This is a genomic window from Brachybacterium sp. J144 (assembly GCF_036321705.1).
Classification (GTDB): Bacteria; Actinomycetota; Actinomycetes; order Actinomycetales; family Dermabacteraceae; genus Brachybacterium.
Genome location: NZ_JAZDCG010000014.1, coordinates 82423 through 102266, shown reverse-complemented (window position 1 = coordinate 102266; position 19844 = coordinate 82423). Strand labels below are relative to the sequence as shown.

The 19844-nt window shown below is 74.1% G+C and carries 17 protein-coding genes; 8 read left to right on the top strand and 9 right to left on the bottom strand.

Annotated elements, in window-relative coordinates; all coding sequences use genetic code 11:
- Window positions 1–35 precede the first annotated feature (35 nt).
- Window positions 36–3563 carry a S41 family peptidase gene (locus V1260_RS06590; protein ID WP_329746009.1) on the top strand — a complete coding sequence of 1176 codons (3528 nt, stop codon included), beginning with the start codon at window positions 36–38 and terminating at the stop codon, window positions 3561–3563.
- 269 nt (window positions 3564–3832) lie between these two features.
- On the opposite strand, the gene V1260_RS06585 is transcribed toward V1260_RS06590, so the two are convergent.
- Window positions 3833–4141, bottom strand: coding sequence for a hypothetical protein (locus tag V1260_RS06585; protein ID WP_329746008.1), 309 nt, complete (start codon window positions 4139–4141; stop codon window positions 3833–3835).
- 89 nt (window positions 4142–4230) lie between these two features.
- Here V1260_RS06585 and V1260_RS06580 point away from each other — a divergent pair, with 89 nt between their 5' ends.
- On the top strand, window positions 4231–5241 hold the full coding sequence (locus tag V1260_RS06580; protein ID WP_329746007.1) for a LysR family transcriptional regulator: 1011 nt from the start codon (window positions 4231–4233) through the stop codon (window positions 5239–5241).
- A gap of 55 nt (window positions 5242–5296) precedes the next feature.
- Entirely contained in the window at window positions 5297–5845 is a 549-nt protein-coding gene (locus tag V1260_RS06575) for a hypothetical protein (RefSeq protein WP_329746006.1), read from the top strand.
- Between the two features lie 143 nt (window positions 5846–5988).
- Here V1260_RS06575 and V1260_RS06570 read toward each other — a convergent pair whose 3' ends face one another.
- The 5 genes from V1260_RS06570 to V1260_RS06550 form a co-directional block, all read right to left on the bottom strand.
- Window positions 5989–6990: a hypothetical protein gene (locus tag V1260_RS06570; RefSeq protein WP_329746005.1), complete on the bottom strand. Its 1002-nt coding sequence runs from the start codon at window positions 6988–6990 to the stop codon at window positions 5989–5991.
- Window positions 6987–7481: a heme-degrading domain-containing protein gene (locus tag V1260_RS06565; protein ID WP_329746004.1), complete on the bottom strand. Its 495-nt coding sequence runs from the start codon at window positions 7479–7481 to the stop codon at window positions 6987–6989. The genes V1260_RS06570 and V1260_RS06565 overlap by 4 nt, the downstream gene beginning before the upstream one ends.
- Entirely contained in the window at window positions 7478–8605 is a 1128-nt protein-coding gene (locus tag V1260_RS06560; protein ID WP_329746003.1) for a Gfo/Idh/MocA family protein, read from the bottom strand. The genes V1260_RS06565 and V1260_RS06560 overlap by 4 nt, the downstream gene beginning before the upstream one ends.
- A gap of 187 nt (window positions 8606–8792) precedes the next feature.
- The gene (locus tag V1260_RS06555) at window positions 8793–9836 is read right to left on the bottom strand and encodes a LacI family DNA-binding transcriptional regulator (protein WP_329746002.1); all 1044 of its coding nucleotides are present in this window, start codon (window positions 9834–9836) and stop codon (window positions 8793–8795) included.
- A gap of 131 nt (window positions 9837–9967) precedes the next feature.
- Window positions 9968–10258, bottom strand: coding sequence for a DUF1905 domain-containing protein (locus V1260_RS06550; protein ID WP_329746001.1), 291 nt, complete (start codon window positions 10256–10258; stop codon window positions 9968–9970).
- Between the two features lie 213 nt (window positions 10259–10471).
- On the opposite strand from V1260_RS06550, the gene V1260_RS06545 reads away from it, so the two are divergent.
- The 5 genes from V1260_RS06545 (at window position 10472) to V1260_RS06525 (ending at window position 15967) form a co-directional block, all read left to right on the top strand.
- Complete coding sequence (locus tag V1260_RS06545; protein ID WP_329746000.1) at window positions 10472–11161, top strand: hypothetical protein; 690 nt, start codon at window positions 10472–10474, stop codon at window positions 11159–11161.
- Between the two features lie 129 nt (window positions 11162–11290).
- The gene (locus V1260_RS06540; protein ID WP_329745999.1) at window positions 11291–12001 is read left to right on the top strand and encodes a copper chaperone PCu(A)C; all 711 of its coding nucleotides are present in this window, start codon (window positions 11291–11293) and stop codon (window positions 11999–12001) included.
- Complete coding sequence (locus tag V1260_RS06535; RefSeq protein WP_329745998.1) at window positions 12001–13236, top strand: Dyp-type peroxidase; 1236 nt, start codon at window positions 12001–12003, stop codon at window positions 13234–13236. Before V1260_RS06540 ends, V1260_RS06535 begins: the two co-directional genes overlap by 1 nt.
- 297 nt (window positions 13237–13533) lie before the next feature.
- Entirely contained in the window at window positions 13534–15021 is a 1488-nt protein-coding gene (locus tag V1260_RS06530) for a gluconokinase (protein ID WP_329745997.1), read from the top strand.
- Window positions 15022–15274: 253 nt separating this feature from the next.
- The gene (locus V1260_RS06525) at window positions 15275–15967 is read left to right on the top strand and encodes a DUF559 domain-containing protein (protein ID WP_329745996.1); all 693 of its coding nucleotides are present in this window, start codon (window positions 15275–15277) and stop codon (window positions 15965–15967) included.
- An 18-nt stretch (window positions 15968–15985) separates the two neighbouring features.
- Here V1260_RS06525 and V1260_RS06520 read toward each other — a convergent pair whose 3' ends face one another.
- From V1260_RS06520 to V1260_RS06510, 3 genes are all read right to left on the bottom strand, one after another.
- On the bottom strand, window positions 15986–17260 hold the full coding sequence (locus tag V1260_RS06520) for a mannitol dehydrogenase family protein (protein WP_329745995.1): 1275 nt from the start codon (window positions 17258–17260) through the stop codon (window positions 15986–15988).
- On the bottom strand, window positions 17257–18693 hold the full coding sequence (gene uxaC, locus V1260_RS06515) for a glucuronate isomerase (RefSeq protein ID WP_329745994.1): 1437 nt from the start codon (window positions 18691–18693) through the stop codon (window positions 17257–17259). The genes V1260_RS06520 and uxaC overlap by 4 nt, the downstream gene beginning before the upstream one ends.
- A 119-nt stretch (window positions 18694–18812) precedes the next feature.
- Window positions 18813–19814, bottom strand: a complete 1002-nt coding sequence (locus tag V1260_RS06510) for a LacI family DNA-binding transcriptional regulator (RefSeq protein WP_329745993.1) — start codon at window positions 19812–19814, stop codon at window positions 18813–18815.
- Between the last annotated feature and the right edge of the window lie 30 nt (window positions 19815–19844).

Below are 19844 nucleotides of genomic sequence, written 5' to 3'. Positions count from 1 at the left end.
GCTCCTGTGCCGGCGATCACCCTAGAGTGGTCTCCATGCCCGAGACTCCTGCGCACGCCGCCTATCTCCGTCACCCCGACGTCCACGGGGACGCCATCGTCTTCACCGCCGCGAACGACGTCTGGACCGTCCCGCTCGCCGGCGGCCGCGCCTGGCGCCTCACCGACGAGGGTGCGCCCGTCGCCTACCCGCGCTTCTCCCCGGACGGCGCGCACGTCGCCTACATCTCCCGCGCCTCGGGCGGCCCGGAGGTCTGGGTCACCGCGGCCGACGGGTCGACCGCGCCGCGCCGCCTGACCACCTGGGGCAAGCCGTCCACGAAGGTCGCCGGCTGGCTGCCCGACGGGCGCGTCCTCGCCGCGAGCAGCCATGAGGCTCCGCTCGCCCGCGACATGCAGCTGTGGGCCGCGGACCTCGAGGGCCGCGCCGAGCTGCTGCCGCTCGGACGCTCCGCCGAGGCCGCGATCCACCCCTCTGGAACGACCGTGGTCGCGACCCCGTGGCGCCGCGACCAGGCCTCCTGGAAGCACTACCAGGGCGGCACCGCCGTGAAGCTGTGGATCTCCCGCCAGGAGGTGCCGCTCGACGCCGAGCCCGCCGCGCACGCCGCCCGCCCCTGGGAGCCGCTGCTCGACGAGCTCCTCGCCTCGAAGCTGCGGATCGCCTGGCACGGCGACCGCCTGATCTTCGCCTCCGACACCCCCGGCGAGGGCGCGGGGCGCACCGACCGGGCCAGCGCCAACCTCTGGTCGGTCGCACAGGACGGCTCTGATCTGCGTCGCCACACCGCGCTGACCTCGGCCGACGGCTACCTGCGGGAGCCCGCCACCGACGGCACCACGATCGTCTTCACCTCCCGCGGCCGGCTCTTCGCGATGGACTCCCTCGACGCGGAGCCGCGCGAGGTGGAGGTGATCGCGAGCGGGGTCGGCTCCGCCCGTCGGCCGCGCCCCGCGCCGACCAGCCGGAACCTGCTGGCCCTGCGTCCCGTGCACGATGCCCGCTCGAGCGTCGTCGAATGGCGCGGCAGCGCGCAAGCGCTCACCCACCGCGGCGGCCCCTCGCGCCTGCTCGCCGGGTCGTGCGGACTCCGCTACCGGGAGGTGCGGCCGCTGGGCCGCAGCCCCTTCGCGCTGATGGTCTCCGACTCCGAAGCCCTCGCCGACCGGGAGAACGGCGGGGTGGGCTCGGACGTCCTCGCGCTCCGGCGCCTCGACGGCGGCGGCGAGCCGATCCGCCTCGACCTCGGCGAGGTCGGACGCATCCTGCACGCGATCCCCTCCCCCGACGGTTCGAAGGTCGCGATCTCCAGCCACGACAACGTGGTGCGCCTGGTGACCCTGCGCGGGGTCGCGGACCCGGCAAACACGGCAGGGACGGGGCACGGCAAGACCGGCACGGCCGACGGCGGCTCGACCGAAGCGGTCCCCTCTGCCCCGCGCCTCGAGCACGTGCGCGAGGTGGGCCGCTCCACCGGCGGCGAGGTGCAGCATCTGACCTGGTCCCCGGACAGCCGCTGGCTGGTGTGGGCCGAGCCGAACTCGTGGCTGCTGGGGCGCCTGATGATCTCGGACACCGCGGACCACGAGCCCACCGGCCGGGCCCTCACCTCCGGGAAGTACCAGGACTCCGAGCCGGCCTTCAGCGCCGACGGCAAGCACCTGGCCCTCCTGTCGCTGCGCACCTTCGAGACGGTGTACGACGACATGGTCTTCGACCTCGGCTTCGTCAACGCCGAGCGCCCCTTCCTGATCCCGCTCGAGTCGACCACCCCCGACCCCTTCGGCCCGCACCCGGACGGCTGGGGCGGCAGCGCCGACGAGAAGGACGGCAGGGACCCGAAGGACGGCACGGGCGCCGCGCCGGCGGTCACGTCGGCGGCCGGCGCGACGCCGACGGGGGCCGCGTCGGCCGAGACGACCGACCCCTCGCAGCGGCCCGCGACGGCGACCAGCCCCGCGGGCACCGAGGACGCCGATGCGCCGCCCGCGACCGTCGTCGACCTCGAGGCGATCGAGGCACGGATCGTGCCCTTCCCGGTGCTCTCGGGCTCGTACTCGCACCTCACCGCCGTCAAGGGCGGCTTCGTCTGGCTGCGCCACCCGCAGCAGGGCGTGCTCGGCTCCTCTCGGGCCGGCGTGGAGGGCGAGGACCCGGCGCCGACCCTCGAGTTCTGGTCCCTCGCGGACCGCAAGCTGACCGTGCTCGCCGAGGGGGTCAGCGATCTCGCCGCCTCCGGCGACGGGGAGACCCTCGTCGTGCTGCAGGGTGAGAACCGGGTGCAGATCCCCGCGACCCGCAAGGCGGACGAGGACTCCCCCGATCGCGTCGTCATCGACCTCTCGCGCCTGCAGCTCACGGTCGACCCGGTGCTCGAGCGCCGCGGCATGCTGTGGGACAACTACCGGATCATGGCCCAGCAGTACTGGCGGGCGGACATGGACGGCCAGGACTGGCACGCCATGACCTCGTGGTACGACCCCGTGATCGAGCGGGTCGTCACCGACGACGACTTCCAGGACCTGATGTGGGAGGTCGTCGGCGAGCTCGGCACCTCGCACGCCTACGTGCAGGGCCGCGTCCACCAGGCGTCCCCGCCGATGCTCCCCGCCTATCTCGGGGCGGACTTCGTGCGCCGCGACGAGGGCTGGACCATCGCCCGGATCCTGCCGGGCGACTCCTCGGATCCCGACGCCCGCTCGCCGCTGCTGGCCCCCGGCGTCGGCGCGCGCGAGGGCGATGCGATCGTGCGGATCGGCGGCCGGGAGGTGGGCGCCGAGGGCGTCGCCCCGCTGCTGATCGGCACCGCGGGGAAGGCCACCGAGCTGGTGCTGCTGCGCGACGGGGTCGAGCGGCGCGTGGCCGTCACGCCCCTCGGCGACGATTCCGAGCTGCGCTATCAGGACTGGGTCGCGTCCCGCCGCGCCCTCGTCGCCGAGCTGTCCGAGGGCCGCCTCGGCTACCTGCACATCCCGGACATGGTCTCTTCCGGCTGGGCGCAGATGCACCGCGACCTGCGCGAGGCGACCACCAAGGAGGGGCTCGTCGTCGACGTCCGCTACAACAGCGGCGGCCACACCAGCCAGCTGGTCACGGACCGGCTCGCCCGTCGGGTGCTGTCCTGGGATTACCCGCGCCACGAGTCCCCCGGCACGTACCCGCAGTTCGCGCCGCGGGGCGCGGTGGTGCTGGTGACGAACCAGGAGGCGGGGTCCGACGGCGACATCGTCAACGCCGTCGCGCAGGCGATGCGGATCGGGCCCGTGATCGGCACCCGCACCTGGGGCGGCGTGATCGGCATCGACGGCCGCTACGACCTGGTCGACGGCACCGGCGTGACCCAGCCGAAGTACGCGAGCTGGTTCGAGGGCCAGGACTGGGAGATCGAGAACTACGGCGTGGACCCCGACATCGAGGTGCCGCTGCCGCCGAACGCCTGGGCCGCCGGCGAGGACCCGCAGCTGGCCCGCGGGGTCACCGAGGCGCTCGCGCTGCTGGCCGAGACCCCCGCCAAGACCGCGCCCCCGCTGCCCGCACCCCGCTTCGCGCAGCGCGAGGGCTGACCGGGGGCCGGTCGCGGGCCCGCCTACCCCTGGCCAGCCCGCCCGCGCCCTCGCCCGCTCGTCCCGCCACTGGCCAGTCCGCCCACGCCCGCCCCGCTCGTCCCGCGCCCACCTACCCTGCCCCTCCCGTGGGAACAAGCGGGGAGAGGCCCCGGGGGGAGCGGTTCAGGGGGAACATGCTCCCTCAGGCGCCGTAGGTCGCGGGGCCGGGGCCACGCCTGGGCTCCGCGCGGGCCAGGAGGCTGGGCTGGGCTGGGGCCGACCGGGGGTCAGCGGAGGCCGTGGCCGGCGAGGACCGGGTGGTCTGCCACGAGGTCGAGCCGCGGATGATGCGCGGGCGAGGGCTCGGGCGGCTCGACGAAGGTAGCGAGCCGGGCGGTCGGATGCGTGCCGTCGGGCTGCAGCTCCCGCACGACGAGGGCGTTGCCGCGCAGCAGCCGATCCCCCGGTCGGAGCGCGGCGTGCTCCTCGCGCGGGGTGACGATCCAGGCGGCGAGCAGTCGGGTGGCGGCGCCGAGGGCGATGGTGACGAGCGGGATGAGGACGAGGAGGGCGAGGCCCAGGAGTGCGGCGGTCATGACTCGATCCTTCGCGCCCCAACCCGTCAGCACAAGCGATGATTCCCGACCCTCTGTTCAGTGACGCTAAACGGCGGTAGGGTCGCCGCATGCTCGATCCCGTGAAGCTCCGCGTGCTGCGCTCCGTCGTCGAGACCGGCAGCATCCGCGCCAGTGCCGAGGCGCTCGGCTACACCCCGTCGGCCGTGAGCCAGCACCTCACCAGCCTGCGCCGCGAGACCGGGCTGGAGCTCGTGGAGCGCTCGGGCCGCGGCATCGAGGTGACCGCGCACGGGCGGCTGCTCGCCGAGCAGGCCGGGCCCGTGCTCGACGCCCTCGCCGCTCTCGACCGCGCCGTGCTGGACCTGCGCTCGGGTCGCTCCGGGTCGGTGCGCCTGGGCTATGCCGCCTCGGTCGCCTCCACCTGGATCCCCGAGCTGGCGCGGGACGTGCGCCGTCGCTTCCCGGATCTCGGCCTCGACCTGGTGCTGCGCAGCTGCTCGATCGACGACCTGCTCGAGGACGGCATGGACGTCGCCGTCGGCGAGACCAGCGACTCCCCCCGCGTCGAGGACTGGGACGCGCAGGACATCCTCGAGGAGGGGTACGTGGCGATCGTCGGCGCCGAGCATCCGCTCGCCGGGCGCGCCGCGATCCAGCTCAAGGACCTCGCCCACGAGTCCTGGGCGACGGACGACCCGCCCGGAGCCCCCTGGTTCGGCCGGATCCGCTCCGCCTGCCTCGCCGCGGGCTTCACGCCCTGCGTGGAGATCAACCCCCAGGACTATTCGACCGTGCTCGGCTTCGTGGCCACCGGCGATTACGTGACCGTGCAGCCCTCGGTGATCGCCCAGGACCTCCGCGCGGACCTGGTCGCGGTCCCGATCGAGGACCTGGCCCTGCGTCGGCGGATGAGCGTGCAGGTGCGTCGCACCGCCGCCCGGCACCCGGCGGTGCGCTTCATCGTCGAGAGGGTGCACGCCATGGCCGAGGACCGCGCCCGGGACATCCCCGGGGTGGTGCACCTGAACGCCCCGCGCGCTGCGGCCGTCGGAACGCGGGAGCGGGTGCCGGAGCGGGCGCCGGACACCCCGCCCATGGCCGCCGCACCCGTCCTCTGAGAGGATCGAGGCGGTGCGACGCGACCCGGCGCCACGGAACCCGCAAGGAGGACGCATGACCGCGAAGGACACCCCGGACATCGACACCCGGATCTCGAACCTCCTGGTGAGGGCCGAGATCACGGAGGACAGCCTGGTGATGGAGGTCGACATCACCGGCACCGCCGCCCAGCTGTGGGAGGCGGTCACCGACCCGGAGCGCCTCGCGCAGTGGTCGCCCGTGGTCCCCGACCGGGCGCTCACCGCGATCGGCCCCGCCCTGGCGCGTGAGAACCCCGAGGACGATCCGGTCGCGGCCGACGTGCTCGCTCTCGCCGCCGATCACGCCGTCACCCATCGCTGGGGCGACGCGACGCTCGGCTGGGTGGTCGACGACGGCCAGATCGACCTGCAGGTCACCCTCGGCGACGTCGAGGAGGCCCAGTACTTCGCGGCCGGTTGGCATGTGTGCCTGGGCGTGCTCGACGCGCTGCTCAGCGGCGAGGAGCAGGAGCGGATCGTGGGTATGGACGCCCTCGAGCACGGCTGGCGGGAGCTGCAGCAGCGCTACGCCGAGGAGTTCGGTCACCCGGTCGGCCCTGCCCCCGGGGCTACCGGCGAGTAGCGGCGCTCCAGGGAGCATGTTGGCCGCACCATGCTCCCTCAGCCGCCACTACCCCGCGGTAACCGGAGGTGGGGCGGCGGCGTTGCGGCTGCGGGGGCGCGGTGCTTGCGCGGGAGGCCCCGCACCGGGCAAGCCCCCCGCTCTCAGTCCAGCGGGTAGTCGACGAAGGCGAAGCCGAAGCCGTCGGGGGCCCAGCTGGGCACGTTGATGGTGCCCTGGCCGCCGTGCAGCGCCACCAGGGTCCGCGGCTCCTGCCACGCGCCGACCTCGACCATCCGGAGCTCGACCTCGCGGTTCTCGGGATGCCCCGTGGTGCCCGGCTCGAAGCTGAGGTAGACCGCCACGTCGCCCGTGGGGGCGATGTGCGGGAACCAGTTCACGCGCTCGTCGACGGTCAGCTGCTCCAGCTCACTGCCGTCGGGTCGCACCCGGGCGAGCTGCGCGTGGCCGGGCAGGTCGGCGAACTGCTCGGTGTTGAAGAGGATCCACTCCCCGTCGGGCGTGTACTCGCTGCCGTCGGCCGGACCGGGATCGGTGGTGACCGCACGATCGCCGGTGCCGTCGACGCCGATCAGGTGGATCGTGCCGCGCGCCCACCAGTCATCGCCCTCGGGGGCGAGGTGCACGTAGGCGAGGGTCGTGCCGTCGGGGCTGATGCCGTGGAGGAAGTGCAGGGCGCCGTCGTCGGGGGTGATGCGGCGCGGGATCCCGGCGGCATCGGGGCTGGTCAGCGGCACTTCCCAGATGTGGAAGTCGTTCGCGGAGGCAAAGATCGCGGAGCCGTCGGGGGCGAGCACGTGGTCGTTGTTGACCGGCGGCAGGCCGGGGACCTCGAGGAGCTCGGGCGCCCCGGAGCCGTCGGCCGGCAGCCAGAACAGCAGACCGTCGGCGTTGACGAGCAGCCGCCCGTCGGCGGACCAGTTCGGCGCCTCGTACAGCCGCTCGGTGGTCTCGTGGACGGTGCGGATCTCGCCGGTCGCGCGATCCCAGATGCGGATCCGGCAGCGCTGTCCGGGCAGGAGGCGGCGGCCCGACAGGGTCTCCTCGGCGGCGGGCTCCGCGGATGCGGCAGGTTCCCCGGTCGCCGCGGGCACAGCGGGCTCGGCGAGCTCGGTTGACGAAGAGGTGGGGGCGTCGGCGGTCATCGGGCGGCTCCTTCGCCGAGGTGGGCGCGCAGGGCGGCGACGACGAGGTCGTGGTCCTGTTGCGAGGTGAGACCGGAGGCGGTCATCGCGGCGACCACCCCGGCGCCGCGCACGCGGATCGGGAAGGACCCGCCGGTCACGGCGTAGGACTCATCCAACCAGCCGATCGCCCGCGGGTCCACGCCGGCCTGCGACAGTCGCGCGTCGACGAGCGCGCTCGAGGACTCCATCCGCAGCACGACCCGCGCCTTCCGCTCCGCCCAGACCTCCTGGTCGGGGCCGACGCCGGGCAGCACGGCACGGAAGAGCACGAGCTGCGGCCGACGGATGTCGAGCAGCACCCCGTGCCCCGTCTCCTGCGCGATGCACACGGCGGCGGAGCCGAGCGCCCAGGCGTCGGCCGGCTCGAAGCGGTCCAGCACCAGCTCCATTTCCTGCGCCTGCAGCGTCTCGATCGTCGTCGGGCCCGCGGCCGTCACCGCGGCCGTCATCGGGCGCTCCCGACGGTCGCGGCTGTCGCGGCGGGACGGGTCTCGCCGTGGGCGGGCGGGGCGTCGGCGAGATCCTGCGCGGGCGCCGCCACCCCGGCGGCGAGCACCTGCACGCGGGCGGCCTCGAGCATCTCCATGACGGAGATGGTCTCGGCGTGGGTGTGCACGGGCGACTCGGTGCGGCCCTCCCCGGCGTAGCGCGCGAGGGCGGTGGCCTCGTAGGAGAGCGCCGCGAAGCCGCGCAGCATGGTCGGGTCCTGCCAGCGCACGGTCGGCGAGCCATGGGCGGCGCCGTGCACGGTGAAGCTCGTAGGGTTGTAGAAGAGGCCCTCGACCTGCACGAACGCGGAGGTTCCGGCGATGGTGGCGGTGGTCGGGGTGCGCTCGAGCATCGAGGTGTAGAGCGTGGAGACCGCGCCGCCCGCGTGGGTCGAGACGACGACGGCGTGCGCGTCGACGCCGGTTCCGGTGACGGTGCCGCGGGCCTCGATCGAGGTCGGGGCGCCGAGCACCATCTGCAGGAACTGCGCGGGGTAGACGCCGAGGTCGAGCAGCGCGCCGCCGCCGAGCGCCGGGTCATACATGCGGTGGTCGGCGGGGCGGACGATGCGCTGGCCGTGGTCGGCGGAGGCGCTGCGCACGTCGCCGAGGTCGCCGCCGGTGACCAGGGCGCGCAGCACGGAAGTCTGCGGGAGGTAGCGGGTCCACATGGCCTCCATGACGATCACCCCGGCGGACTGCGCGGCGGCGGAGAGCTCGCGCGCCTCGGCGGTGGTGACGGTGATCGGCTTCTCGATGAGCACGTGCTTGCCGGCGGCGATCGCGGCGAGACCGATCGCGGCGTGCTCGCTGTGGGGCGTCGCGATGTAGACGACGTCGATCCCCGGGTCGGTCACGAGCGCCTCGACGCTGCCGTGGGCGCGGTCGAGCCGGTGGGCGTCGGCGAAGGCGCGGGCCCGCTCGGGGCTGCGGGAGCCGACGGCGACGACGCGCTGCGCGCTGTGCGCGTGGACCGCGCGCACGAACTCGCCGGCGATCCAGCCGGGGCCGACGACGCCCCAGCGCAGCGAGGGCTCGCCGGCGCCCGGGAGATGGATCTGGGTGTCGGGCAGGGTGGTGAGCATCGAGAAGCCTCCGGAGGGGGTCGCGTGCCGACGACCGCTGGTCACGAGGACCGCGCCTAGCACGAGCTAACGTTCGGTGCCCCAGACCCTAGCACGTGCTAAACCTGCGGTGAAGGGTCTGTCCCGGGAGACTGCCTCTGCGCCGCTCAGGGCCGGCGCGCAGGGTTCAGCGTCCGGCGCGCACCGTTCAGCGCCCGGCGCGCACGGTCCCTGTCGACCCGCGCACCGTCAGGCGCGTCGGCGTCGCCACCACCCGCCGAGCGCGCGCGCCGTCGGACGTGCCCTCGAGCCGCTCGAGCAGGATCGAGAGCGTCGCCTCGACGGTCGCCGCCACGTCCTGATGCACGCTGGTCAGCGCGTGATACGAGAGCGCCGCGACGTGGCTGTCGTCGAAGCCGATCACCGACACCTCCGCGGGCACCCGCACCCTCGCCCGCTGCAGCACGGCGAGCAGCCCGGCCGCCGCGTGGTCGCTCCCGCAGACCACCGCCGTCGGCAGCTGCTCGCGCTCGAGCAGCGTCCGCCCCGCCGACGCGCCGTCCTCCTCGCCGAAGCCCGCGTCGAGCACGTCGACCTCCCCCTCGAGCCCCGCCTGCGTCATCGCGGCGCGGTAGGCGTCCGCGCGGTCGGCGCCGACCAGCCCGCCGAGCGGCCCGCCCACGTACGCGATCTCGCGGTGCCCCAGCCCGACCAGGTGCTCGACCGCCTGGCGCAGCCCGCCCCGCTCGTCGACGTGGACGGTGTCGAGGGAGTCGTCGCGGGTCCACTCGCCGAGTAGCACCGCCGGCAGCAGGGTGCTCGCCGCGGCCAGGGCGGTCGCACGAGGGTCCGGGTTGAACACGGCGAGCGCCTCGACCCGCTCCTCGAGCAGGGCCCCGATCGCCTCGTCGGTCCCGCGGCCAGCGTCGACGGTGCCGAGGGCGACCCGGTAGCCGCGCGCCGAGGCCGCCGCGACCAGCTCCTCGACGTACCGCACCTGGAAGGCGTTACGCATGCTGAAGACCACGCCGAGCGTGCGGGTGCGCGCCTGCCGCAGCAGCCGGGCCGAGGCGTTCGGGCGGTAGCCGAGCTCCGCGGCGGCCGCGAGCACCTTCTCCCGGGACTCGGTGCTGGGCCCGTCGGCCCCGCGCAGCACCAGCGAGACCAGCTGCCGCGACACGCCCACGTGCTCCGCGATGTCCTTCATCGTGGGCAGACGGGAGGGGCCCTGGGGTGGGGTGCGCTCGACCATGGGGGAAGTCTGCCAGGCGCTCAGCGGCCGACGAGGCGGGTCGGCGCACGAGCGGGTCGACGAGGGGGTCGGCGCAGCGGGCCGACGAGGCGGGTCGGGGTTCGGGCCGGTCCGCGCGCGCCCGCGGGGGCTCAGACGCCGTCGATCAACAGCTCGAGCGTGACCTCGTCGCCCAGCCCCACCTGCTCCGCCCGCTGCACCGCGACCTTCACCGGCACCAGGTAGCCGCCTTCGCGCGGGAACAGCGACGTGGTGTACTCGGTCGCCCCGAGGCGCACCGTCGCGGGGATCGCGCCCCAGCCGTAGGTGACCTGCCGGGACACGGCCCCGATCGCGTCGGCCTCCTCGTCGGGCACGCGCACGAACAGGAACGGGGCAGGGCCCCGCCACTCGATCACCTCACCGGCGAAGCGCAGCTGCATGCGCCGAGGGTACGCCGACGGGAGCGGCGGGGCGGGACGGCGGTCCCTGTCCATGAAAGGGACGTGAGCGGCACGAGACCTGCATATAACCGGTCTCGTGCCGCTCACGTCCCTTTGACGGTCAGCCTCCTGCCCACGACTCGACGTCCGGGCCGGGCCCACGGTCGAGCCGCCGACGCGGCCGCCGACCGGCCGCCGACGTAGAGTGGCCGCGTGCCCCAGTCCCGCTCCCCGCTGCGCCTGCTGCGCGGGGCGGTCGCCGCGACCATCGCGACCGCCGTCGCGCTCGGCGGTCATGTCCTCGGCGGCGGGGACACCCCGGCCTGGATCGGCGTGGCGCTGCCGTGGTGGCTGTCCGTCACGGTGTGCGTGGCCCTCGCCGGATCGCGCTTCTCGCTGCCCCGGCTGGGTCTCGCCGTGCTCTCCAGTCAGCTGCTCTTCCACGGGCTGTTCCTCGCGGGCACGCCCGGCGACCCGACGGTCCAGCTCGTGGATCCCCCCGGCAGCCACCTCGGCCACGGCGCAAGCGGCCTGCACGATGCGGTCGGGCTGCACGGCACGGTCGACGCGCAGCATGCCACCGGCACGCACCTGGCGACGTCGGCCGAGCACGCGCTCCACACCGCGCACCTGGACGCACCGATGGTGCTGGGACACGTGATCGCCGCTCTCGCGACCACCCTGCTCCTGCACCGCGGCGAGCAGACGCTCTTCCGCTGCCTCGGCGCCGCCATCCAGCTGCTCGCGACGCTCGGACGGGTGTTCCTGCTGGTCGTCGCGCCGCTCCCCGTGCTCCCCGCGCCGCGCCCGATCACGGCCGATGCCGAGCCGCGTCGTGCCGTGCAGCAGGCGGTGCTCTCACCGCTGCGCCGTCGGGGTCCTCCCCTGGTCCTCGCCGCCTGAGCTCCGCGACCTGATCGCGGGGCCCGCGGCTCCCGGACCATCGCCCGTGCACGCCCGCGCGTCACGGGATCCCCCTGCTCCGCGCCCCCTGTCGTCGGCGGCGCCCGGAGCGTCCCCGAGAGGACCCCCATGTCTCACCTGTCCCACCCTGCCCTGCCCGCCTCCGACCCGTCGGGTCACGGCGAACCCGCCCCCGTGACGTCCAGTCGTACCCTCACCACCCCCGCCGTCTCCCGCCGCGCCGCCCTGCTGGGCGCCCTCGGCCTGGCCGCCCTCCCCCTCGCCGCGTGCACCAGCGGCGCGGACAATGGCACCGACTCCGACGGGAGCTCCGCCGCCGACGGGAACGGCGCGTCCGCCGAGAACGGCGCATCCGACAGCGGCACCGGCACGAACGCCGGCACTCCCGCCCCGCTCACCGTCACCGACCCCTGGGTGAAGGCCGCGGGGTCCGCGATGACCGCCGCCTTCGCCACCCTCCGCAACACCTCGAACCAGCCGGTGCAGCTCATCGGGGCCAGCACTCCGGCCGCGGGCATGGTCGAGCTGCATGAGACCATCTCCGACGGCTCCGGCGGCATGAGCATGCAGGAGAAGGAGGGCGGCTTCGCGATCCCCGTCGGCGGCGAGCTCCTGCTCGAACCCGGCGGCAACCACCTCATGCTCATGGACCTCCCCGCGCCGCTCGCCGCCGGCGAGAGCATCGAGATCGTCCTCGAACTCGAGGGCGGCGCCACGGTCCCGTGCACCGCGACCGTCAAGGACTTCGCCGGCGCGCAGGAGCACTACGAACCGGAGGGATCCTCGGGCGAGCACGCCTCCGACGGCGGCGGCCACTGATGGCCGGCTCCGCGCCGCGCCCGGACCGTCGGCGACTGCTGCTGGCCGGGTCGGCGGGCGCCGGAGCGCTCGGCATCGGCGTGGCCTCGATCGGTCTGGATCGGGCGCTGGGACGATCCGACGCGGGCCCGGCCCCGTCGGCCGTCGAGCCCGCCCTCCACGGCGGCGAGACCGTGCCCTTCCACGGCGAGCACCAGGCCGGGATCGAGACCTCTCCGCAGTCCTCGGCGACCTTTCTCGCGCTGGACCTGCGCGAGGAGGTGGACCGCGACGGCGTGCTGCGCCTGCTCCGGCTCCTCACCGACGACGCAGCCCGCCTCACCCAGGGGCGGGCGGCGCTCGCGGACACCGAGCCGGAGCTCGCGACCGAGCCGGCACGCCTGACCGTCACCGTCGGCTTCGGTCCCGAGCTACTGCGGCGCGCCGAGCGGGACGTCCCCGCCTGGCTCGCCCCGCTGCCTGCCTTCGCCATCGACCGGCTCGAGGAGCGGTTCTGCGACGGTGACCTACTGCTGCAGGTCGCGGCCGACGACCCGCTCACCGTCTCCCATGCCGCCCGGATGCTGCTGAAGGACGCCCGTTCCTTCACGCGCGTGCGCTGGATCCAGCGGGGTTTCCGCCGCGCCGCCGGGGTCCAGCACCCCGGCACGACGCAGCGGAACCTGTTCGGCCAGCTCGACGGCACGGCGAACCCGCCTCCCGGCAGTGATCGCTTCGCGCGGACCGTGTGGATCCCCGACGGTCCGTTCGCGGGCGGCACCTCGCTGGTGCTGCGCCGGATCCGCATGGACCTCGACGGCTGGGACGAGGCCGACCGGGGAGCGCGCGAGCAGTCCACGGGCACGCGCCTGGACGACGGCTCACCGCTCAGCGGCGGCGGGGAGTCGTCGGCCGCGGACTTCACCGCCGTCTCCGACAACGGCTTCTCGATCATCCCCGAGTTCTCGCACATGCGGCGGGCCCGCGGCGTCGACGAGGGCGCGCAGCAGGAGATCTTCCGTCGGCCGTACAACTATGACCTGCCGCCGGAGGAGAGGTCCGACGCGGTCTCCGAGTCGGGGCAGATCTTCGTGTCGGTGCAGGCCGATCTGCTGGGCCAGTTCGTGCCGATCCAGCAGCGGCTCTCCGATCTGGACCTGCTGAACCAGTGGACGACGCCGATCGGCTCGGCCGTGTTCGCGCTCCCGCCCGGGTGCGCGGAGGGAGAGTTCCTGGGCGAGAGCGTGCTCGGGTAGGGCCGGGCCGGGCGGACCGTCTTCGGGGCCGGCTGCCCGGGCGGGGTCGCTGTCCACGAAAGGGACGTGAGCGGCACGAGGCCTGTCATATGACCGGTCTCGTGCCGCTCACGTCCCGTCGGCGGACACCAACCACCGCGCGGCACGACGCCAGCTACCGCCGCGGCCCGCTGGCAACCCGTGGCGCGACCGCTGACGCACCGCCGATCCCCTGCCTATCCTGGGCGGACGCCAGGCGCCCTCGCATCGGTGCTCGACGGGGCGCTGGCGACACCACGATCTCCAGGAGACCCCGCCATGCCCCGCTTCAACATCCCCGCCGAGGACGCCCAGGGACCGCTGGTCGTCGGCATCGACATCGGCTCCGGCGGCACCCGCGCCGCGGTCTACGACGTCAGCGGGCGTGAGGTCGGCAAGCGGACCCACAAGGAGGCGCACACCTTCACGGTCGCCGACGACGGCACCTCCACGATCGACGCCGACCTGGTGGTCGCGGAGATCCGCGCCGCCCTGGCCGCGGTGCTCGAGGGCTCGCTGCCGGGCGAGGTCCTCGCCGTCGGCATCGACACCTTCGCCTCCTCGCTCGTCGCCGTCGACGCCGCCGGGAACGCCCTCACCCCCTGCATCACCTACGCGGACACCCGCTGCCACGCGCAGGTCGGCACCCTCGCCGAGCAGCTCGACCTCGACGCCCTCCACGAGCGCACCGGGGCCCGCCTCCACTCCTCGTACACGGCGCCCCGCCTGACCTGGCTGCGCGACACCCAGCCCGAGATCTTCGCGCGCACCGCCCGCTTCATGGCCCTCGGCGAATACGCGGCGCTGAAGCTGCTGGGCACGCCCGCGCTCGGCACCGCGTCGGCCGCCTGGTCGGGCATGATCGACCGCCGCACCGGCGAGTACGTGCCCGAGCTGCTCGCCGCGACCGGCGTCGACGCCGACATGATGGGCACGGCCCTCGATCCCTCCGACGCCCTCCCGATCGCGGGGACCTCCCTCGCCGCCGAGTTCCCGCAGCTCGCGGGGGCGGTGTGGATGCCGGTGATCGGCGACGGGCTCGCCGCCAACATGGGCATCGGCGCGCTCGGCACCGGCACCTGGGGCATCTCGACGGCGACCTCCGGCGCGATCCGCCAGCTGCTCGACACGGAGATCGCCGCGCTCCCCAGCGGCCTGTGGGCGTACCGGGTCGACGCGCGCCGCACCCTCGTCGGCTCCGCCATGAGCGACTGCGGCCGGGTGCTCGACTGGGCTCGCTTCCAGCTCGGCATCCCCGAGGACATCTCCGAGACCGACACGGAGACCCTGTTCTCCGCGCCGCCGACGGCGGGGACGCCGCTGGTGGTCCCGTTCTTCTCCGGCGAGCGCGGCACGAAGTGGCGAGGCAGCTCGAGAGCGCTGTTCGCGAACGTCGGCGCCTCCACCACCGCGCAGGACATGCTGCGCGGCGCGATGGAGGGCGTAGCGCTGTCGTTCCTGCGCATCGCCGACCAGATGCGGGAGGCCGGCGGCGAGCCCGAGCGGATCGTGCTCTCCGGCGGGATGACCGAGGCGATCCCGGCTTGGCTGCACCTGCTGTCCGACGCGCTCGGCGCGCCGATCGACCACGTCGCCGTGTCCCGCTCGACCATGCGCGGCTCGGCCGTGATGGCCCTCGAGGCCGCCGCCCCCGGGCAGGCTGTCGCCGAGGTGCCCGTGTTGCGCCGCGTCGACCCGGTCGCCGCCCACACCGAGCACTACCGCGAGCGCCTCGACCGCTTCGAGAAGCTGGCCGACCTGGCCTGAGGGGCGTCGGGCGAGCCGGGCCGGCCCGGACTGAGCAGCGCCGGGCGGCGCGCCCCGAGCGCTTCCCGAGCCAGTTACTCACGAGTCATGTGCAGCTGTGTTCCAACCACGGAACACAAGCGCTCATGACTTAGGAGTAACCACGGGCGCGGGAGCAACCCCATGTGCGCGCGGGGGCGTGAGCGCGTCGTCCCAGGAGGTGCACTGCACGGTGCCCCCCGACCGCCGTCGGCGCTCCGGCCGGGGTGCCGTGATGCACTCTCGTCCTCCAGGCGACGTGGTGCGCGTGCTCGGCGTCCGAGTGAGCGGTCCGCTGGAACTGCTGACGGAGCTCGCCGTGAATCTCGAGCACGATGAGCTCGTCGCCGCGTGCGATCAGCTCGTCGGTCCCGGGTCGGCCGTCCATCCACGCCCCACGCTCATCGAGCTCCGCTCCGTCGCCGCCGCGGCGACCGGCACCTACCGCATCCGACGCGTGCGCGACGCGCTGGCCGACGCGAGGGAACGGGTCGAGTCCCCGAAGGAGACCGCGACCCGGCTGCTGCTGCTCCGCGAGGGGTTCGCGGAGCCCCGGATCAACCTGCCGATCCGCGCACCCGGGTCGGGTGAGAGCTTCCGCCTCGATCTCGCCTATCCCGCGCAGCGCATCGCGATCGAGTACGACGGGCACTGGCACAGCACGGATCGGGCGCGCCATCGCCGGGACCGTCGCAAGGACGATGTGCTGCACGAGCTCGGCTGGCGCGTGGTGCGAGCGTCCGACCACGATCTGCGCTCTCCCGGCGCGCTCTTGGCTCGCCTCGCCCATCTCGGCGCCCCGCGGGCCCGATCGCGACTCGACAGCGGCAGGTCCCACGGCACTTCTTCCCGGGTTACTGAAAAGTCATGTGCGCCTGTGTTCCGTTCCGGGAACAGAGGCGCACATGACTGTCCGGTAACTACGTAGGGCCTGGCGCCCCACGCCTCACGCCCGGGGCAGGCGGGACTCCTCGGCCACGACGGCGCCGATCAGCGCATCGCCGGCGGGGACGTCCAGCAGGGCGAGCAGGCCCGTGACCCGCTCGGTGGCGTCCTCGATCGCGGCGGCCGCGGCGATCCCGTCAGCCCTCGGGTCCTTGATCTCCTCGCCGGCGCGGACCCGGTCGGTGACCCAGGCGGTCCAGGCGGCGACGGCCGCGACCTCGCCGGGGGCGTTCTCGGGGCCGCCGCGCTCGGCGATGACCGGCAGGGCGCGCACGGGGAGCTTCACGGAGCCGTCGGCGGCGATACGCACCAGCTGGTCGGCGAGGCGCGGGTTGCGGAAGCGCTCCTCGAGGGCCGTGGTGTAGGCGTCGAGCTGGTCCGCGGGCAGATCCAGGGTCGAGCGGGCCTCGCTCCACAGCTGCTCGACGAGGGCCCGCACCTCGCGGTGGCCGATGGCCTCGTCGACGCGCTCGACCCCGGCGACCTGGCCGGCGTAGGCCATGAGGGTGTGGGCGCCGTTGAGGAGGCGCAGCTTGCGCAGCTCGTGCAGCTCGATGTCGTCGGTGAACTGCACGCCGGCCTTCTCCCACGCCGGGCGGCGGCCGCGGAAGCGGTCCTCGACGACCCACTCGGTGAACGGCTCGGTCACCACGGGCACCTGGTCGTCGAGGCCGGTGCGCTCGCGCACCACCTCGGAGGCGCCGGCGTCGGCCGACGGGGTGATCCGGTCGACCATCGTCGAGATGACGTCGACGTGCGCGTCGAACCAGTCGCGGGTCTCGGCGTCGGCCGCCTCGAGGACAGCCTTCCGCAGCACCTCGCCGTTGCCGGTGAGGTTGTCGCAGGAGACGAGCGCGATCGGCTCCTCGACCCCGGCCTCGCGGCGCGCGCGCAGCCCGAGGGCGATGCGGGCCGGGGCGGAGGTCGCCGAATCGTTCCCCGCGGCATAGCCCTTCTCGGTGATGGTCAGGGTGACCACGGCGGTGAAGGGGTCGGCGAGCAGCGCGACCAGGGCGTCGACGTCGTCGGCGGGGTGGACGGCGTCGATCACGTCGACGATGCCGACCTCGTCGCCCTCGGCGCCGCGGACGATCAGCCCGTACTTCCCGCCCTGGGCGTTCAGGGCGTCGGCCATCGCGGCGCTGCGGCCGGTGAAGGCGACGACGCTCCAGCCGCCGGCGCGGTCGGTCGCGACCAGGGTGTGGGCCCGGGCGAAGTTGCCGATGCCGAGGTGGACGAGGCGACCCTCGTCGGTGGGGGCGGCGGTGCCGGTCATGCGTGGTCCTCCTGCGCGTCGAGGCGGAAGACCTCGCGCGGCTGCTGGTCGGGCAGGATCTGGGCGATCGCGGCAGCGTCCTCCTCACGCATCCGGTGCTCGGCGACGAGGCCCGCGAGGTGGTGGGCGTCCAGGCGGCGGGCCATGTCGTGGCGGGCCGGGATGGAGCAGAACGCGCGGGTGTCGTCGATGAAGCCGGAGGTCCGCGTGTGTCCGAGGGTCTCGGAGACCGCGCGGCGGAAGCGCAGGATCGCGTCGGGCGAGTCGATGAACCACCACGGGGCGCCCGCGTACACCGACGGGTACACGCCGGCGAGCGGCGCTATCTCGCGGGAGAGCACGGTCTCGTCGATCGTGAACAGCACGGTGCGGAAGTTCGGCGAGAGGCCGACGTCGTTGAGCATCGGCGCGACGGAGTGCACGTAGTCGACGGCGATCGGGATGTCGAAGCCGACGTCGGCGCCGAAGCGCTCGAAGGTCGCCTGGTGGTGATTGCGGTAGACGGCCGGGTGGATGGTCATCACGAGGCCGTCGTCGGCCGCGAGGCGGGCCTGGTCCGCGAGCAGGTGACGGCGCAGCGCGACCGCGGCGTCGGCCGAGATCCGACCCTCGCGGGCCTCGGTGTAGAGGCGGCGGGCCTCCTCGAGCTCGAGGCGCTGGGTGCCGGGGTCGAGGTGGGCGTGGTCGGAGGAGACCGCGCCGTTCTCGCGGAAGTGGAGGCGACGCAGGCGCATCGCCTCGAGGTGGCCGTCGTAGGTGCCGGTGTCGACGCCCGCGGCCTCGCCGAGCGCATCGGTGAGGGCGACGAAGTCCTCGCGGGCGGGCTCGAGGTACTTGTCGGGCCGGAAGGTGGGGATGACGCGACCGGTGAAGGCGGCGTCGGCGGCGAGCGCGGCGTGGGGGGCGAGGTCGTCGACCGGGTCGTCGGTGGTCGCCATGACCTGGATCGTGAACTGGTCGAACAGGGCGCGCGGGCGGAACGCGGGCTGCGCGAGCTTGTCCGCGATCTCGTCGTACATCGCGTCGGCCGTCGCCGGGGAGAGCACGGTCTTCAGCCCGAAGACCTCGTGGAACTCGTGCTCCATCCAGTAGCGCGAGGGGGTGCCGGCGTAGGCGTGCCAGTGCTCGGCGAGCAGGCGCCAGGCCCGGCGGGAGGCCGCCTCGTCGAGCGGGCCCTGGCCGACGCCGAGGTCGGCGAGGTCCACGCCGCGGGCGTGCATCAGCCGGTTGACGTAGTGGTCGGGCGTGATGAACAGCGACGTCGGGTCGCGGAACGGCTCGTCGTCGAGCAGCAGCCGCGGGTCGACGTGTCCGTGCGGGGACACGATCGGCTGGTCCTTCATCTGCTCGTAGAGCCCGCGCGCGATCTCGCGCACGGCGGGGTCGGCGGGCAGCAGGCGGTCGGGGTGAGGCTCGAAGGCGTCGTTGCTCATGCGGCCATGATGTCCCGGGCCGACGGGCGGGGTCAGTCGGTTGTCACAGGTTGCCGGTCGGGGCGGCCGACGCGCCTGGTCAGGGCGGGTTCGTGCCGGTCAGGGCCGAAACCGCGCGCTCAGCGGTCCTCGCGCGGCCCGGTGGAGGCGCGGGGCACGAGCCGGACCGGCAGGCTGCCCTCGACGGGGCTGCGGTGGGCCGACGGATTCTCGATCCGGCGCACGAGGCGCTCGATGGCGGCCCGGCCCTGGGCGCGCTTGGGGGTGACAACGGTGGTGAGCCCGCCGCCGATGAAACGGCTGAGCGGGATATCGTCGTGGCCCATGACGGACAGCTGGGCAGGCACCCGCACTCCGGCGCGCAGCGCGGAGATCAGGAAGCCGATCGCGATGAGGTCGTTGTAGCAGACCACGGCGTGCGGCAGGGAGTCGCTGAGCTCCTCGAAGGCCTGCTCGCCGCCGGCGATCGTGGGGGCGAAGGGGCCGTGGCGCTGGACGGCGAGCCCGAGGGAGCGGGCCGCGGTCCGGGCGGCGCGCCAGCGCTCCCCGTCGGACCAGGAGTTCACGGGCCCGGCGACGTAGGTGACGGTGCGGATCCCGTTCTCGGCGAGGTGCGCCATGGCCTGGCCCATGCCGTGCTCGTAGTCGGGGGTGACGGAGTCCAGGCCTGCCACGCGCCGGTTCAGCACCACCACGGGGATGCGCTTGGTGAGGTGGTTGAGGGTCGCGTCGGAGAGGCGGGTGCCGGAGAGCACGATGCCGTCGACGAGGTTGATCGCGCTCTCGAGGCCGGTGCGCTCGCGGACCTCGTCCTCGACGGTGTCCAGCAGCAGGAGGAGGAAGTCCTGCTCATGGGCGGATTCCTGCATGCCGGAGACGACCTCGGCGAAGTACGGGTTGGTGAGGTCGGGGACCTCGATGCCGAGGCGGTGGTGGCGCTGGGTGCGCTCCTGCGAGGCGGGGGCGTTGGTGCGGTAGTCCAGCTCCTTGGCCGCGGCCATGACCTTGGAGTGCGTGGCGGCGCTGACCCGGCCGGGCCGGGAGAAGGCGCGCGAGACGGTGGACGGGGCGACCCCTGCGGCCGTGGCCACGTCGTAGATCGTCACGCGCTTGTCCGCCATCGGTGCGGCTCCGTCCTCGCCTGCTCGGCG

Coding starts and splice junctions, on each gene's coding strand:
- V1260_RS06510 (WP_329745993.1), bottom strand. CDS start 19,814: ATGGCGGACAAGCGCGTGACGATCTACGACGTGGCCACGGCCGCAGGG.
- V1260_RS06585 (WP_329746008.1), bottom strand. CDS start 4,141: ATGACCGCCGCACTCCTGGGCCTCGCCCTCCTCGTCCTCATCCCGCTC.
- V1260_RS06530 (WP_329745997.1), top strand. CDS start 13,534: ATGCCCCGCTTCAACATCCCCGCCGAGGACGCCCAGGGACCGCTGGTC.
- V1260_RS06580 (WP_329746007.1), top strand. CDS start 4,231: ATGCTCGATCCCGTGAAGCTCCGCGTGCTGCGCTCCGTCGTCGAGACC.
- V1260_RS06555 (WP_329746002.1), bottom strand. CDS start 9,836: ATGGTCGAGCGCACCCCACCCCAGGGCCCCTCCCGTCTGCCCACGATG.
- V1260_RS06590 (WP_329746009.1), top strand. CDS start 36: ATGCCCGAGACTCCTGCGCACGCCGCCTATCTCCGTCACCCCGACGTC.
- V1260_RS06520 (WP_329745995.1), bottom strand. CDS start 17,260: ATGACCGGCACCGCCGCCCCCACCGACGAGGGTCGCCTCGTCCACCTC.
- V1260_RS06565 (WP_329746004.1), bottom strand. CDS start 7,481: ATGACGGCCGCGGTGACGGCCGCGGGCCCGACGACGATCGAGACGCTG.
- V1260_RS06575 (WP_329746006.1), top strand. CDS start 5,297: ATGACCGCGAAGGACACCCCGGACATCGACACCCGGATCTCGAACCTC.
- V1260_RS06535 (WP_329745998.1), top strand. CDS start 12,001: ATGGCCGGCTCCGCGCCGCGCCCGGACCGTCGGCGACTGCTGCTGGCC.
- V1260_RS06550 (WP_329746001.1), bottom strand. CDS start 10,258: ATGCAGCTGCGCTTCGCCGGTGAGGTGATCGAGTGGCGGGGCCCTGCC.
- V1260_RS06570 (WP_329746005.1), bottom strand. CDS start 6,990: ATGACCGCCGACGCCCCCACCTCTTCGTCAACCGAGCTCGCCGAGCCC.
- V1260_RS06540 (WP_329745999.1), top strand. CDS start 11,291: ATGTCTCACCTGTCCCACCCTGCCCTGCCCGCCTCCGACCCGTCGGGT.
- uxaC (WP_329745994.1), bottom strand. CDS start 18,693: ATGAGCAACGACGCCTTCGAGCCTCACCCCGACCGCCTGCTGCCCGCC.
- V1260_RS06525 (WP_329745996.1), top strand. CDS start 15,275: ATGCACTCTCGTCCTCCAGGCGACGTGGTGCGCGTGCTCGGCGTCCGA.
- V1260_RS06560 (WP_329746003.1), bottom strand. CDS start 8,605: ATGCTCACCACCCTGCCCGACACCCAGATCCATCTCCCGGGCGCCGGC.